Origin of the sequence: Rhodococcus olei (assembly GCF_039540555.1) — a bacterium.
Classification (GTDB): domain Bacteria; phylum Actinomycetota; class Actinomycetes; order Mycobacteriales; family Mycobacteriaceae; genus Rhodococcus_G; species Rhodococcus_G olei.
Map to the genome: position 1 here is coordinate 528,974 of NZ_BAABFB010000029.1, position 15,474 is coordinate 544,447.

Sequence of the window (15,474 nt, forward strand, 5' to 3'; positions counted from 1 at the left end):
AAGGGCGACACCGGTTGCCCCGCACCGGTCACCGCGACATGCAGATCGAGGCGGCGCATCGCCGCACCCGGGGTCCTGCCGTGAAAAGGCGCGGACCATCGGAGACGCGGTTCCCCGGCTACGGAGAGTGCGGCGGTGCGGGCGTCGTCGGTGTCATGCTGACGTCACCCATCGGCGCCGGGTCCGCCCGCCGTCCATCGGCCCGCCAGCATCGTGCCCCACACCGGCGTCGTGGCGAGTTCGGCTCCGGTGGAGGGGATCTCGTCGGTGTCGAGAACGACCAGGTCGGCGACGTCGCCGGTCCGGACCCGCGTACGGCCGCCGGTGGACGCGGCGAGGGCGATGTCGAACGGGATCTCGTGCTCGGGGTGCCAGACGCGGCCGTCGGGGAGGGTGCGGTCGACGGCCGCGGCGAGAGTCAGCCACGGGTCCAGCGGCGCCACCGGAGCGTCCGAGCCCAGCACCAACGACGCCCCCGAGGACAGCAGGGTGCCGTACGGGAACGCCCGGCCGGTGCGGCCGGGCCAGTAGGCCTCGGCGAGGTCGACGTCGTCGTGCACGTGCGCCGGCTGCACGCTCGCCACCACACCCAGCTCCGCGAAGCGGGGAAAGTCCCGCTCCGCCACCAGCTGTGCGTGCTCGACCGATCCACGAGCCCCGGTGGCGGCGAACGCGGCCAGCACCTGCTCGCAGGCCCGGTCGCCGATCGCGTGGATCGCGGTCTCGAGCCCGCCCCGCCCCGCCCGACCCATCAGGTCGTCCAGGTGCTCCGGGGACACGGAGAGCACCCCGTGACCGCCGCCCGGATACGGGTCGTGGCAGTACGCGGTCCGGGTGCCGAGCGACCCGTCGACGATCACCTTCAGCGGCCCGACCGTCGCCAACCCCTCGGTTCCGGGGAGCACGTCGCCGGTGCGGACCCCGTCGGCGAGCGCGGCGTCGAGCCACTGCGGCCAGATGCCGCACCGCACCCGCAGCCGGTCGGTGCCCGCGGCGATCCGCCGCGCCCACACCGCCCGGTTGTCGGCGATCTCGAAATCCGTCACCCCGACGACGCCACGCGCCGCCGCGGCCCGCACCGCCACATCCACCCGCCGGCCGCGCACCGCGGGATCCACCTGCTGCACGTCGTTCATGATCGGCATGAACTCCGTCTCGGTCAGCAGCCCCGTCTCGTGCGGGGCGAGCGAGAACCGGTGCAGCGCCGCGGTGTTGAACCAGCCGCTGTGCAGGTCACCGCTCAGCGCGACCACCGGCCGGTCCGCTGCGACCGCGTCGAGCAGACCGGCGGTGGGGGAGTCCGGCCACAACCCGTCCCGGAACCCGTGCGCGATCACCACGTCCGTGTCGGCGGTCGGCAGGTGCTCGCCGATCAGCCGGACCGCGTGCGCGGCCGACGTCGCCGACGACAGGTCCAGACCCGCCTGCGCGAGTGCCCACTGGTCGAAGTGGACGTGGTTGTCCCACAACCCCGGCAGCACCAGGCGGCCACCCAGGTCGACGGGCTCGCCGCCGCGGTCCCCACCGACGACGCCGTCGGAAACGGGGAGATCGACCGGCGCCTCACCCGGCGCGAGTCGTGCGCCTCGCAGCAACCCGCCGCTCACCCCTCGACCACCTCGAACTCGTCGAACACGACCTCACCGGCGGCGTCGGACTCGGCCAGGTTCACCTCGCCGACCAGCGCCCAGCCGTGATCCCCGTTCGGGTCGGCGATCGTCTGCCGCACGCGCCACAGTTCGGGTTCCCGCGACACCGCGAACAGCTGCGGGCCGCGGGCGTCGGGTCCGGTTCCGATCTCGTCGTACTCGTCGAAGTACAGCTCCATCAGCTCCGACCAGTCCTGCTCCTCGAGCCCGTCGCCCAACGCGGCCAACAGGTCCCAGCGCTGCCGCGACGCCAGCTCGACCCGCTTGAACATCGCGTTGCGGACCATGACCGTGAACGCGCGCACGTTCGCCGTCACCGGACGCGGGATGTCGGCGCCGAACGCGACCTGCTGGTCGTCGGATTCGACGCCCGGGTTGGTCAGCTGCTCCCACTCGTCGAGCAGGCTCGAGTCCACCTGCCGGATCAGTTCGCCGAGCCACTCGACGATGTCGTCGAGTTCCTCCGTGCGCGAGGATTCCGGAACGGTCTGCCGCAGTGCCCGGTACGCGTCGGCGAGATACCGCAGCACCAGGCCCTCGGAGCGGGCGAGTCCGTAATGGCTGACGAGTTCGGCGAACGTCATCGTCTTCTCGATCATGTCCCGCACCACCGACTTCGGGGACAGCGCGAACTCCGACACCCACGGGTGCCCGCCGCGGTACGTCTCGAAGGCCGGAACGAGCAACTCCTCCAGGGGCTTCGGCCAGGTGATGTCCTCGAGCAGTTCCATCCGCTCGTCGTACTCGATGCCGTCGGCCTTCATCTGCTGCACGGCCTCGCCGCGGGCGGCGTGCTGCTGCGCCATCAGGATCTGCCGCGGGTCGTCGAGGGTGGACTCGATCACCGACACCACGTCGAGGGCGTAGGTGACGGAGTCGGCGTCGAGGAGTTCGATCGCCGCGAGCGCGAACGGCGACAGCGGCTGGTTCAGCGCGAAGTCACGCTGCAGCTCGACGGTCAGCCGCGCCCAGGAGCCGTTCTCGTCGGGCCCGTCGAGCTGTTCGACGATCCCGGCCTGCAGCAGTCCGCGGTACAGGGCGATCGCGCGGCGGATGTGTTTGCGCTGCTGCGGCCGCGGCTCGTGGCTGTCCTCGAGCAGGTGCCGCATCGCGGTGAAGCAGTTGCCGGGTCGGGCGATCACGTTCAGCAGCATCGAGTTCGACACCCGGAACCGGGACGTCAGCTGCTCCGGGGACGCGGCGACCAGTCGCTCGAACGTCGGCTCACCCCACGACACGAAGCCCTCCGGCGGCTTCTTGCGCTGGATCTTCTTGAGCTTCTTCGGGTCGTCGCCGGCCTTGAGGACGAGCCGGTGGTTCTCGATCTCGTGCTCGGGCGCCTGAACCACGACGGTGCCCATCGTGTCGTACCCGGCGCGGCCGGCGCGGCCGGCGATCTGGTGGAACTCGCGGGCGCGCAGGTGCCGGGTGCGGGAGCCGTCGAACTTCGTCAGGCCGGTCATCAGCACCGTGCGGATCGGGACGTTGATGCCGACACCGAGGGTGTCGGTGCCGCAGATGACCTTGAGCAGGCCGTCCTGTGCGAGTCGCTCGATCAGGCGCCGGTACTTCGGCAGCATGCCTGCGTGGTGCACGCCGATCCCGTGCCGTACCAGCCGGGACAGCGTCTTGCCGAAACCGGTGGTGAAGCGGAATCCGCCGAGCGCGTCGGCGATCGCCGCCTTCTCCTCCTTGCTGCACATGTTGACGCTCGTCAACGCCTGCGCGCGTTCGAGTGCGGCGGCCTGGGTGAAGTGCACGACGTACACCGGCGCCTGGTGGGTGGTGACGAGCTCCTCGATGGTCTCGCCGATCGGCGTCTTCGCGTACGAGAACGTCAGCGGCACCGGCCTTTCCGTGCCCCCGACGACGGTCGTGGGCCGACCGGTGCGGCGGGTCAGGTCGTCGCGGAAGAACGAGACGTCGCCGAGCGTCGCGGACATCAACAGGAACTGGGCGTTCGGGAGTTCGATCAACGGCACCTGCCACGCCCAGCCACGGTCCGGCTCGGAGTAGTAGTGGAACTCGTCCATCACGACCTGTCCGATGTCGGAGTCGGCGCCCTGCCGCAACGCCAGGTTCGCGACGATCTCCGCGGTCGCACAGACGATCGGTGCCGACGAGTTCACCGACGCGTCACCGGTCATCATGCCGACGTTCTCGGCTCCGAACACCTCGCACAGCGCGAAGAACTTCTCGCTCACGAGGGCCTTGATCGGGGCGGTGTAGAAGGTGCGCCGCCCGTCCGCCAGGGCCGCGAAGTGTGCACCGATCGCGACCATCGACTTCCCGGACCCCGTCGGGGTGGACAGGATGACGTTCGCCCCGGAGACGATCTCGATCAGCGACTCCTCCTGCGCCGGGTACAGCGTCAGGCCGCGGCCGGACGCCCAGCCGGCGAAGGCGTCGAAGAGAGTGTCGGCGTCGGGGGAGTCGGGAACCAGATCGGAGAGCAGCACCGATACAGGCTATGCGAGCGCGGTGTCGCGGCGACCGCTGGTGGCGCCGGGCATCAGGTGGCGCTGCGTTCGTCGGCGCCCATCGCGTCGAGCACGGCCTCACGGGTGGCGCTGGTGCCGGTGATCTCCGCCTCGCCGACGCCGTTGACGAGGGTCTCGCGCCAGCGTGTCGGGTCGAACTCCATCGGCCGGGTCGTCGCGACGAAGTCCTCGACGACCTGCAGGAAGCGGATCGGGTCGTCGTGGAACGGGAAGTGGCCACTGCCGGGGAAGATCTCCAGCCGGGAATGGGGGAGCGCGGAGTGCGCGAGGTGGGCGTGCCGGACCGGGATCACGGAGTCCTTGTCGCCCCAGATGATCTGGACGGGCAGGTCTGCGGTCAGGTAACAGCGGTCGAGCATCGTGACGACCTGGCCGCGCCAGTCCACCACCGCCCGCAGGGTCCGCAGGAAGGCCTCCCGTGCGGTCGGGTCCGGCAGATCGCGCATGACCCGCACCAGGTCGGGGGCGTCGTGGAAGATGTCGACGTTCTTGAACGGACCCCGGTACAGGTGGTCCGCGACCTGTCCGAGGACACCGAGCAGTTCGACGGCGCCGGGCACCTGCAGCAGCCGCAGCGCCTCGTTCGCGATCGGCGTCGCCGCGAATCGCAGAGCCGGATTGACGTCCCGGGTGACGCCGCCCGGCGCGACGACCACCAACCGCTCGATCATCTGCGGAAACTGGTAGGCGAACTGCAGCGCGACACCGCCGCCGAGGGAGTGCCCGACCACGGTGGCGCGTTCGAAGCCGAGGACCGTCAGCAGGTCGCGCATGCCGTTCGCGTACGCGGCGACCGAGTAGTCCGCCCGCGGCTTGTCGGAGCGGCCGTGCCCGAGCAGGTCCGGCGCGATCACCGTGAAGTTCTTCGCCAGGTGCGGGATGACCTCGTTCCAGGTGGAGGAGTTGTCACCGATTCCGTGGATCAGGAGCAGGGCGGGGCCGCCACCGGCGATCCGGAAGGCGCGCCGGTATCCGTGAATGGTCCGGAACTCGAGCCGCGGCTCGGTGTCCGGCACCGTGCGCAGTGCACGAGAACGGCCACCACCCATGGTTCACTCCTGTCGTCCGTCGGCCGTGGAACTTTCGTTGGCCGACCTATCGAGCGATGATGTTGGACGATCGTATAGATGAACTCCTGTACGCGCCGGATAACTGTAAAACGGATTCACAGCTCGTGCTCGCCGCTGCCGGTGTCGTTTCCTCCGCCCTCGCCGTCGAGCTGTGCGAGGAAGCGCTCGAACTCCGCACCCAGCTCCTCGCCGCTGGGCAGGTCGTTCTCGGTGGCCAGCAGGCTGGCCTGCCGTTCCTGTGCGGTCACGTAGGTGTCGTACTGCCGTTCCAGGGCCTTGACCACGGCCTCGACCTCTTCGTTGCCGTTGACCTGGGCGTCGACCTGCTCGCGGACGCGGGCAGCCGCCTCGCCGAGCGCGGCCAGCGGCAGCTGCAGCTCGGCGATCTCGCCGACCTGCTCGAGCAGCGTCTCCGCAGCGGCCGGGTAGTCGGCCTGCGCCAGGTAGTGCGGAACGTGCACCGAGTACCCCATCGACTCGTGACCGTGCTGGGTCATCCTGAGCTCGAGCAGCGACGACGCGCTGCCGGGGATGCGCAGGTCACCGGGCCAGCCCTGGTTCTCGCCGACCAGGTCCGGGTTCGACGAGTGCGCGGTCACCCCCAGGGGCCGGGTGTGCGGCACCGCCATCGGGATCGAGTTCATGCCGATCGTGCGGCGCACCCCCAGCTGCTCGGCCAGCAGCCGCACCGCGGTCGTGAAGCGATCCCACTTCAGGTCCGGTTCCATGCCCGCGAGCAGCAGGAAGGGTGTGCCCGCGGTGTCCCGGAGGGCGTACAGGTTCAGTTCCGGGGCGTCGTAGTCGGTGAAGTGGTTCGACTTGAACGTCATCGTCGGCCGGCGCGAGCGGTAGTCGATCAGCTCGTCCACCGCGAACGAGGCGACCAGTTCGGTTTCGAGGCTCTCGCGCAGGTGCGTCGTGGCGAGCTTGACGGCGTGACCGGCGTCGGAGAAGCCCTCGAGCCCGTGCACCAGGACCGGGCCGCGGCCGTCCTGCGCGGACACCACCGGTGCCGGGAACTCCAGTTCGTACATCCTCGACTGCTCGTCCATCGTGAACCCCTTCGCGTCTTCGTTGTGGACCAGTGTCCCTCACCGGCCCACGGCGAGCGCCACCCCCGGTTCCGCGCACGCACTGTCGTTACGGTCAACGTGCCCGCGTGCGGGGTTCATTCCCCCGCGCCCCCGCCCGCGACGCGCGGCCGGCCTCGTCGCCCGATCCGGTCCCGACCTGGCAGAGTTGGGGTCGACGGGCACACGCGGCGGCCACGCCGACTGCGCCCCCGGAGGAACAGGAGGACCTTCGTTGACACGCCGCTTTCTCACGGCCGGTGCCGCCGCCGTGGCCCTGCTCGCGGCCGGTTGTTCGTCCACGGTGTCCGGTGTCGCGGAACCGTCGGGTGGTTCCGGGGGAGCCGCCGCGGCCGCGTCCGAACGGATCGCCGCGCCGCTGACGTCCATGCTGCTCACACCCGCGGACTTCCCCGCCCCCTACCAGGCGATCGTGTTGCCGGAACAGGCGATCGAGCAGGCCGCCGCCGATCTCGACGGCATCCCGGCCGGCGCGAAGGTGGACCCGGCGGGATGCAAGCCGCCGGCCCAGAGCTTCGGGCCGGACGCCACCGCGATGATCGTCGGTACCGACAACGCCGCGCGCGCCACCATCTCCGTCGAACTGACCCGGGTCGACCAACCGCTGTCGACCCGCGAGGCCGAGATCCGCGAATGCAGCGCGGTGACCACCACCAAGGACGGCGCCACCGCGAAGGTCACCACGACACTGCTGCCCGCGCCGCCGTTGAACGCCGACGACACGATGGCGGTGCGGCAGACCGTCACCTCCGGAGACGCCGCCGCGAAGGTCACGCAGTCGATGCTCCGGCTCTTCGGTCAGGTTCACGACGTGCGCATCTCCGCGACCTACATGACGTTCGGGGACGGCAAGCCGGACGGGGCGGCACTCGACCAGGTGTTCACCGAGGCGGTCGGGAAGGTCAACGCGGCCGGAAGGTGAAGGCCCTCGGGCGGTTCTGTGGACCGCGCGCGAATTCGTCCACAGGGCGGGCGAATCCGGCCGCCGACCGCCCGGTGACGACGGTGCCGTCGGGGACGGTACGTGCATGGCAACCATGCACCCGAACCAGTCGGTCCGGATCAGCGACCCCGCAGACCTGATCGCGGCGATCCCCGCGCTCCTCGGCTTCCGGCCGCACCGGTCCCTGGTGGCGCTCTGCCTCGGCGGCACACCGTCGGTCATCCGGACCGTGATGCGCCACGACCTCCCGGAGGGCGCCCTCACGACCGGCGACCACGTCGCCCTCGATCGGATGGCGCTGGTCTGCGAGGGCGCGGACTGCGACGCGGTGATCGCCGTGGTCGTGGACGACCGAACCGCTGCACTGGACGACGATCGCGCCCCGGGCGTGCCGGTCGTGGACGCCCCGCTCGACTGCCTCGGTGCGTGCCTCTCCGAGGTCGGGGTCCCGCTCGTCGCGGCGTACGCGACCACCGGCATCGACGCGGGCCGACCCTGGTGGGGAGTGCTCGGCGACCCGAGGTGCGGCGTGGTCGCGGACCCGAGGGCGTCGGAGGTCGCGGCGGCGCAGGTGCTCCGGGGCCGCCAGATACGCACCTCGCGCGCCGAACTCGAACACCTCCTGCGTCCGCGGGGCCACGCGGATCGGCGCCGGATGGCCCGACTGCTCGCCACGGCCCGGCACCCGTCGTCGCGGACGGTGCCACGCGGCAACCGCGCCGCCCTCGAATTCGTGCTCGCGCGCGTCGCGGGCCGGGGTGCCGCCTGCCCGCTCGCCGACGAGGACGTCGCCGCGATCGCGGTGGCCCTCGAGAACCTCGTGGTCCGCGACTGCATGCTCGGGCTCGCAGTGACCGCCGAGGCGGACGGGGTCGAGCAGGCGTGGGTCGAGATGACCCGCGCACTGCCCGGCCGGTCCCGGGCCGACCCGGCGACCCTGCTGGCGTTCAGCGCCTACGCCCGTGGCGACGGGCCGATGGCCGGGGTCGCGCTCGCCGCCGCCCTCGCCGCCGACCCGCGGCACCGGCTCGCCGGGCTGCTCGACGCGGCCCTGCGGGGCGGCGTCCGGCCCGACGCGATCGTCGACCTCGCCCACACCGGCCGCGGCATCGCCGCGGACCTCGGGGTCACGCTGCCGCCGGTGGCCGCGGCGTGAGCGGGCGTCGAGTCGCCCGCGGCGGCGTCACCGGAAGTTGTGGGCGATCACCGACTCGACGAGCGCCGCGGTGGGGAAGTCGGCCATCACGATCCCGACACGGCCGGCCGGTTCCGACCGCAGGTACGCCTCGGCGCGGTCGAGGATCCCGGGGGTGCCGGGCACGCCCCGGGCCACCGTCACCGGCAGCGTGCCGGTGGCCATGCCCGCCGGGCTGCCGGTGGCGCTCAGATGGTTGACGAACAGCAGGCCCGGGGAGCCGGCGCGGGCGTCCTCGAACTGGGCGCGGACCAGGCCCCACTTGCGCTCGACGTCTGCGAGCCCGGACAACTCGTACGTGTCCTGCACGTCCATGCTCGCGTCCCCGAAGCGGGGCCCGGTCCAGCGTTCGGCCGCGAAGTCGCGCAGTACGACGATCTTTCCGCGGACCGCGCCCAGTCGCGGATAGCCGGTGGACGCCGGCTGCCACAGGTGCTGCTGCAGCCGGTCCCGGGTCTCCGGATTGCCGGACCGGTACCAGTCGAGGGTGTCCTCGTAGCTGCGGGTGTTCTCCGCGGGTGTGAACTCCTCCTTGAGCCGGATCACCACCGTTTCCGACGGGTGCGCCCGCAGGAAGTCGGTCACCTGCACGACCACGTCCGTGAAGTTCGCGTCCAGGTACTCGACGCCGTGATGGATCGGGAACGCGTCCCGGAAGTGCCGGGTGCGGATGTCGAGGGCGCGGACACCGGCCCGCAACTGGGTGGGCAGATCGGTGTCCTGGGTCTCGGCGAACACCGACGCCCGCGAGGCCATCGTGTCGTGGGTGCCGGGCAACGACAGGGCCGGCAGTGCGACGTCGTCCGGCAGTGCGGACATCCAGTCGGCGTTGTTCGCGTCCGCCAGTCCGCTGGGTGCCTGCGACGCCGTGCTCGAGCCCGGATCGAGCGAACCCGTGAACGGCCCGGCCGATGCCGCGGACGCGAGTGGCGCCGGCAGCACCGCGGCCGTGATCACGAGACCGACGAACGCGCCGCGGCAGCGCCGACGGAGGCCGGGGGACAACAGCATCGGGGGGACACCTCACCTGCGAACGGGAGAGCGGCCCGGCGGCCGCGCCGAGTCCCGCTCGGGACGAGGGGCAGCATGGCACGCCTGCCCCTCGTCGCGGGCGGAATCGGCGTCAGCGCCTGGCCGCGTGCGAGCGGTCCCCGAGTTCCTGCAGGTACGTCCACGCGTCGGCGACGATCTCGTCGAGATCGGTGTGCTGCGGTTGCCACCCGAGTTCACGGATCGCCTTCTCGCTCGACGCGACCAGCACGGCCGGGTCGCCCGCCCGGCGCGGCGCGTCCTCGGCGGTGATCGGCAGCCCCGTCACCCGACGGCACGCCGAAATCACCTCGCGGACACTGAAACCCGCTCCGCTGCCGAGGTTGTAGATCGAGTGTGTCCCGGTGACCGCCTGGTCCAGTGCCAGCAGGTGCGCGTCTGCGAGGTCGAGCACGTGGATGTAGTCGCGCACCGCGGTGCCGTCCGGGGTCGGCCAGTCGGTGCCGAACACCGAGATCTTCTCGCGCTGACCGAGTGCCACCTGCAGCACCAGCGGAATCAAATGTGTTTCCACGACCCGGTTCTCGCCCGCCCCGCGGTAGGCGCCCGCGACGTTGAAGTACCGCAGGCTCGTCGCCGCCAACCCGTACGCGGTGGCGTACGAGGTGATCGCGTGGTCGATCGACAGCTTGGTGGCGCCGTACGGATTGGTCGGCCGGGTCGGGTCGTCCTCGGTGATCGGCGTGCGCTCGGGCTCGCCGTACGTGGCGGCCGTCGACGAGAACACCAACTTCGGGGTGCCGGCCTGCCGCATCGCCTCCAGCAGTGCCAGCGTCGTGACGACATTGCCCTGCCAGTACTTCGCCGGTTCCAGCACCGACTCGCCGACCAGCGACTGCGCCGCGAAGTGCAGCACCCCGTCGAACCCGCGGCCGTCGCCGAGCACCCGGCCCGCGACCGCGGCGACGTCGCCCTCGACGAACTCGGCGCCGCCGGGGACCGCATCCGCGTTCCCGGTCGACAGGTCGTCGACGACGACCACCTCGTGACCGCGTTCGAGCAACACGGTCGCGCACACACTGCCCACATAACCGGCACCGCCGGTGACCAGAAGCCGCACCGGCGATCAGACCTGCTTGACCTGGACCGCGTGCGCCATCTCGGCGGGCAGGTCCACGCCGTCGTGGCCCGACACGGTGATCGTCACGAATCCCGGACGGGTCTCGACCGTGACCCGCGCGTCCGGCACCACGCCGGCGTCGCGCAACTGGCCGATGATCTCCGGGTCGGACTGGACGTGCTCGGCGAGCCGGCGCACGACGACCGCCGTCGGCTGCCCGGCAGGCACCTCCGTCAGCCGGATCAGCGGTTCGCCGTTGTCCGGGGTCCGGTCCAGGCCGAGCTGCGCCAGACCCGGAATCGGGTTGCCGTACGGGGAGGTGGTCGGGTTGTTGAGCACCTGCACCAGCCGGCGCTCGACATCCTCGCTCATCACGTGCTCCCAGCGGCACGCCTCCGCGTGCACCTGGTCCCAGTCGAGGCCGATCACGTCGACCAGCAGTCGTTCGGCGAGCCGGTGCTTGCGCATCACGGCGATCGCGAGATCGCGGCCCTTGTCGGTCAGCTCCAGGTGCCGGTCACCGGCCACCGTCAGCAGTCCGTCCCGCTCCATGCGGGCGACGGTCTGGCTCACGGTCGGTCCGCTCTGCTCCAGGCGCTCGGCGATCCGAGCACGCAGCGGAACAACACCTTCTTCTTCAAGGTCGTAAATCGTCCGGAGGTACATCTCCGTGGTGTCGACCAGATCCTTCACGCTCACGCCCCTTCGTCTCGCTCGATTCTACCGGGCTGACCCGGGGAATCGTTGTTGCACGGGAACACGGGCGGTGCGCACCACGCGAGCGCGCGTGCCGCTCGCGTCCGCGCGGTCGCCGCCAGTAGCGTGGCGCACATGGCCGACACGTCCAGTCCCGTCACTCCCGGGCGCCGCTCCGACGGCGTCGTCGTCTGGAGTCCGGACTACCTGAACTACCGGTGGAGCGCGGACCACCCGATGAATCCGACGCGCCTCGACCTGACGATGTCGCTGGCACGGGGTCTCGGTCTGATCGAGGGCGCGGAGATCGTCCGGCCGGAGGCGGCGAGCGACGCGGAACTGCTGCGGATCCACACCCCCGGCTACATCGCGGCGGTCAAGGCCGCCGGGGAGGGGCCGGTCCAGGGTCTCGCCGACGCCCGCGCCGAGGGTGACGCCGCCCCGCACGGACTCGGCAGCGAGGACAACCCGATCTTCCCGCGGATGCACGAGGCCAGTGCGATTCTCGCCGGCGGCACCCTCGCCGCGGCCCGCGAGGTCGCCGCAGGCCGTACCCGCCGGGCGGTCAGCATCGGTGGCGGCATGCACCACGCGATGGCCGACTGGGCGTCCGGCTTCTGCGTGTACAACGACGCGGCGATCGCCATTTCGTGGTTGCTGGACAACGGATTCGACCGCATCGCCTACATCGACGTCGACGCCCACCACGGCGACGGCGTCCAGCACGCGTTCCTCGGCGACCCGCGGGTCCTGACGGTGTCGATCCACCAGCACCCGGCGACGTTGTGGCCCAACACCGGCTGGTCCAGTGAGGTCGGCTCCGGTGCGGGCGAAGGCACCGCGATCAACGTGCCGGTTCTGCCCGGGACGGTGGACTCGGTGTGGCAGAGGGCATTTCACGCCATTGTTCCGGCCGCGGTCGCGGCGTTCCGGCCGCAGATCGTGATCAGTCAGTGCGGCGTCGACAGCCACCGGGAGGACCCGCTCGCCGACCTGAGCCTGACCGTCGACGGTCAGCGGGCGGCGTTCCGGGCGATGCGCGAGCTCGCCGACCGCTACGCCGACGGTCGCTGGATCGCGGTCGGCGGCGGCGGATACGGACTGGTCCGTGTCGTTCCGCGGGCGTGGACGCATCTGATCGCGACCGCGCTGGATCGCGACCTCGATCCCGGTGCCGCGGTCCCCGAGTCCTGGCGCGAGCGGGTGGCCGCGATGGCGCCGGCGGTCGACCTGCCTACCACGATGAGCGACGGCGGGGTCGTCGACTACCAGCCGTGGGACGGCCCGGGCGGCACACCGGAAACCGGGGTGGCCGCGATGGACCGCGCGCTGGTGCGCGTCGACGCCGCGATCATCGCCACCCGCAGGGCCACCTTCCCGCTGCTCGGCCTGGACCCGGAGGACCCCCGTGACTGACCCCGACTCCACCCCGCAGCCGCTGCGGCCGCCGTTTCCCGCGCACTGGCTCGCGGACGTCCTCGCCTCCGACGGCGGCGTGGTGCACCTGCGTCCGATCACCCCCGACGACGCCGACCGGCTCGTCGCGTTCCACGCCAAGCTGTCCGAGCGCACCCGCTACCTGCGGTACTTCGGGCCGTATCCGACGATGTCGCAACGCGACGTCGTGCACTTCAGCACCGTCGACCACCACAACCGGGTCGCCTTCGTCGGCATCCTCGGCGACGAGATCATCGCGGTCGGACGGTACGAACGGCTCCTCGACGTCGGCGACGGAAAGTCCGCCGAGGTCGCGTTCGTCGTCGCCGACGAACACCAGGGCCGAGGGCTCGGGCCGATCCTCCTCGAACATCTCGCCGGCGCGGCCGCCGAGAACGGGCTGACGATGTTCGTCGCGGAGGTGCTCGCCGAGAACCGGAACATGGTCAGCGTGTTCCGGGAGGCCGGCTACCAGGTCAGTCGCAGCTTCGAGGGCGGTGTGCTCCGGCTCGAGTTCGCGATCGACCCGACCGAGGCGCTGCTGACCGTCCGCAATTCCCGGGAGCGGGCCGCGGAGGCGCGCAGCGTGCGCAACCTCCTCAGCCCGCAGTCGGTGGCGGTGATCGGCGCGTCCAGCGACTCCGCGAAGGTCGGCAACGCGGTGCTGCGGAACCTGCTCGGCGCGGGCTTCACCGGACCGGTGTACCCGGTCAACGCCGAACACCGGTCGGTGCGCGGGGTACGCGCCTACGCCTCCGTCCGCGACATCCCCGACGACGTCGACCTCGGTGTGGTCGCGGTGCCCGCGGAGTCGATCGACGCGGTCCTCGACGACTGCCTCGCCAAGGGCGTCAAGGCCCTCGTCGTCGTCTCCTCCGGATTCAGCGAGACCGGCCCCGACGGCGTCGCTGCCGAGCGCCGGCTCGTGCACGCCGCCCGAGCCCACGGCATGCGGCTGGTCGGGCCGAACGCGCTCGGCGTCGCGAACACCGGCCCCGCGGTGCAGTTGAACGCGACCCTGGCCCCGGTGCTCCCGCACCCGGGGAAGGTCGGCTTCTTCTGCCAGTCCGGTGCCCTCGGCATCGCGATCCTCGACGAGGCCGCCCGCCGCCGCCTCGGGCTGTCCACGTTCGTCTCCGCGGGCAACCGCGCCGACGTCTCCGGCAACGACCTGCTGCAGTACTGGGACACCGACCCCGACACCGAGGTCGTGCTGCTGTATCTGGAGTCGTTCGGCAACCCGCGGAAGTTCTCCCGGATCGCGCGCCGCGTCGCCCGCACCAAGCCGATCGTCGCCGTGAAGTCCGGACGGCACGCCGTCCCGCCCGCACTCAAGGCCACCAGCGTCGAGATCGACGACTCGATCGTCTCCGACCTGTTCGAGCAGGCAGGCGTCATCCAGGTCGGGTCGATCGCGCAGCTCTTCGACTGCGCCGTCTTCTTCGGGTACCAGCCGCTGCCCGCGGGACCACGCCTCGCGGTCGTCGGGAACTCCTCGGCCCTCGGGGTGCTGGCCGCCGACGCCGCCCGCTCCGAGGGACTCGTCGTCGGCGACCCCGTCGACCTCGGCCCGCAGGCCACACCGGAACAGTTCGCGGGCGCCGTCAGCGCCGCGATCGAGGACCCCGACACCGACTCGGTGATCGCGGTGTTCGTCCCGCCGGTCGCGATGGACCCGGAGCCGTACGCGAAGGCGCTGCGCGACGCCGCCCGCGACTACGACAAGCCGATCGTCACGACATTCCTGGCCGCCGAGGGTATTCCGGACGTCCTCGCGGTGCTCGGGCCCGACGGCAACCCCGCACGGGGTTCGGTGCCCTCCTATCCGGGCCCGGAACGGGCCGCCCTCGCGCTGGCCCGCGGCTGGCGGTACGCGCAGTGGCGGGAGAAGCCCGTCTCGAACGTCGTGCGGCCGGAGCGGATCGACACCGACCGGGCCCGGCAGCTCGTGCACGGCTGGCTCGAGGAGGCCGGGGGAGAGGGCCGCTGGCTCACCGATTTCGAGGCCGCGGAACTGCTCGCCTGCTACGGGGTGGGTATCGCGCAGTTCGCGGCGGCGTCCGACGAGGAGCAGGCCGTCGCCGCCGCGGACGCGCTCGGCTACCCGGTCGCGGTGAAGGCGACCCGCGAACAGTGGCGGCACCGGCCGGACCTCGGCGGGGTGCGCCTGGACCTCGACACCGCCGACGCCGTGCGCCGCGCCTACCGCGACCTCGCCGCCGCGTCCGGGGATCCGTTGCTGTACGTGCAGAAGATGGCCACGAAGGGCATCGGCTGCGCTGTCGGGATGCAGGACGACCCGTCGTTCGGGTCGCTGATCTCGTTCGGTCTGGGCGGACTGATCTCCGGTCTGCTCGGCGACCGGGCGTACCGGGTGCTGCCGCTCACCGAGGACGAGGCCGTCGAGCTGATCGACGCCCCGAAGGCGGCGCCGCTGCTGTCCGGCTACCGCAGCGCCCCGGCCGTCGACAAGGCCGCGCTCGTCGACCTCGTGCAGCGGGTGTCCGCGCTCGGCGACGACCTGCCGGAGGTCCGAGAGCTGGTGTGCGAGCCGGTGCTGGCGAGCCCGACGGGCGCGGAGCTGACCGACGCGCGGGTCCGCATCGGCCCCGAACCCAGCCCCGTAGACCGGGGACCGCGTCGGTTGCGTTAGACGCGGGGACCGCGTCGGTTGCTGGCCCGGGGGCCGCGTCGGTTGCGGCGGTCGGGTCCGGACACACGCGCGCCGGCCGATCCATGCTCCTGAGGGGGGAGGAGCGCTGGATCGGCCGGCGCGGGGGGT

At 71.7% G+C, this 15,474-nt stretch carries 11 protein-coding genes; 4 read left to right on the forward strand and 7 right to left on the reverse strand.

Features of this window, described 5'->3' with window-relative positions:
* Window positions 1–164: 164 nt before the first annotated feature.
* From ABD951_RS08995 to ABD951_RS09010, 4 genes are all read right to left on the reverse strand, one after another.
* The gene (locus ABD951_RS08995) at window positions 165–1,607 is read right to left on the reverse strand and encodes an amidohydrolase (protein WP_345343735.1); all 1,443 of its coding nucleotides are present in this window, start codon (window positions 1,605–1,607) and stop codon (window positions 165–167) included.
* Window positions 1,604–4,108 (reverse strand): DEAD/DEAH box helicase, encoded by a 2,505-nt coding sequence (locus ABD951_RS09000; RefSeq protein ID WP_345343737.1) that lies wholly within the window; start codon window positions 4,106–4,108, stop codon window positions 1,604–1,606. Before ABD951_RS09000 ends, ABD951_RS08995 begins: the two co-directional genes overlap by 4 nt.
* Before the next feature lie 53 nt (window positions 4,109–4,161).
* Complete coding sequence (locus ABD951_RS09005) at window positions 4,162–5,199, reverse strand: alpha/beta fold hydrolase (RefSeq protein WP_345343739.1); 1,038 nt, start codon at window positions 5,197–5,199, stop codon at window positions 4,162–4,164.
* A 116-nt stretch (window positions 5,200–5,315) separates the two neighbouring features.
* Entirely contained in the window at window positions 5,316–6,272 is a 957-nt protein-coding gene (locus tag ABD951_RS09010; RefSeq protein ID WP_345343741.1) for a proteasome assembly chaperone family protein, read from the reverse strand.
* A 253-nt stretch (window positions 6,273–6,525) separates the two neighbouring features.
* Here ABD951_RS09010 and ABD951_RS09015 point away from each other — a divergent pair, with 253 nt between their 5' ends.
* Together ABD951_RS09015 and ABD951_RS09020 are read left to right on the forward strand one after the other, a co-directional pair.
* Window positions 6,526–7,233 carry a sensor domain-containing protein gene (locus ABD951_RS09015; RefSeq protein WP_345343743.1) on the forward strand — a complete coding sequence of 236 codons (708 nt, stop codon included), beginning with the start codon at window positions 6,526–6,528 and terminating at the stop codon, window positions 7,231–7,233.
* 106 nt (window positions 7,234–7,339) lie between these two features.
* Window positions 7,340–8,410 carry a DUF4192 domain-containing protein gene (locus ABD951_RS09020; RefSeq protein WP_345343745.1) on the forward strand — a complete coding sequence of 357 codons (1,071 nt, stop codon included), beginning with the start codon at window positions 7,340–7,342 and terminating at the stop codon, window positions 8,408–8,410.
* Window positions 8,411–8,437: 27 nt separating this feature from the next.
* Here ABD951_RS09020 and ABD951_RS09025 read toward each other — a convergent pair whose 3' ends face one another.
* From ABD951_RS09025 to ABD951_RS09035, 3 genes are all read right to left on the reverse strand, one after another.
* Complete coding sequence (locus tag ABD951_RS09025) at window positions 8,438–9,460, reverse strand: phosphatidylinositol-specific phospholipase C (RefSeq protein WP_345343747.1); 1,023 nt, start codon at window positions 9,458–9,460, stop codon at window positions 8,438–8,440.
* Between the two features lie 112 nt (window positions 9,461–9,572).
* A complete protein-coding gene (gene galE, locus ABD951_RS09030; protein WP_345343749.1) occupies window positions 9,573–10,559 on the reverse strand; it encodes a UDP-glucose 4-epimerase GalE in 987 nt (328 codons plus the stop codon).
* 6 nt (window positions 10,560–10,565) lie between these two features.
* Window positions 10,566–11,252: an iron-dependent transcriptional repressor DtxR gene (locus ABD951_RS09035; protein ID WP_345343964.1), complete on the reverse strand. Its 687-nt coding sequence runs from the start codon at window positions 11,250–11,252 to the stop codon at window positions 10,566–10,568.
* A 138-nt stretch (window positions 11,253–11,390) separates the two neighbouring features.
* On the opposite strand from ABD951_RS09035, the gene ABD951_RS09040 reads away from it, so the two are divergent.
* Together ABD951_RS09040 and ABD951_RS09045 are read left to right on the forward strand one after the other, a co-directional pair.
* The gene (locus tag ABD951_RS09040) at window positions 11,391–12,671 is read left to right on the forward strand and encodes an acetoin utilization protein AcuC (RefSeq protein WP_345343751.1); all 1,281 of its coding nucleotides are present in this window, start codon (window positions 11,391–11,393) and stop codon (window positions 12,669–12,671) included.
* Window positions 12,664–15,345, forward strand: coding sequence for a bifunctional acetate--CoA ligase family protein/GNAT family N-acetyltransferase (locus ABD951_RS09045; RefSeq protein ID WP_345343754.1), 2,682 nt, complete (start codon window positions 12,664–12,666; stop codon window positions 15,343–15,345). Before ABD951_RS09040 ends, ABD951_RS09045 begins: the two co-directional genes overlap by 8 nt.
* The last annotated feature ends 129 nt before the right edge of the window (window positions 15,346–15,474 follow it).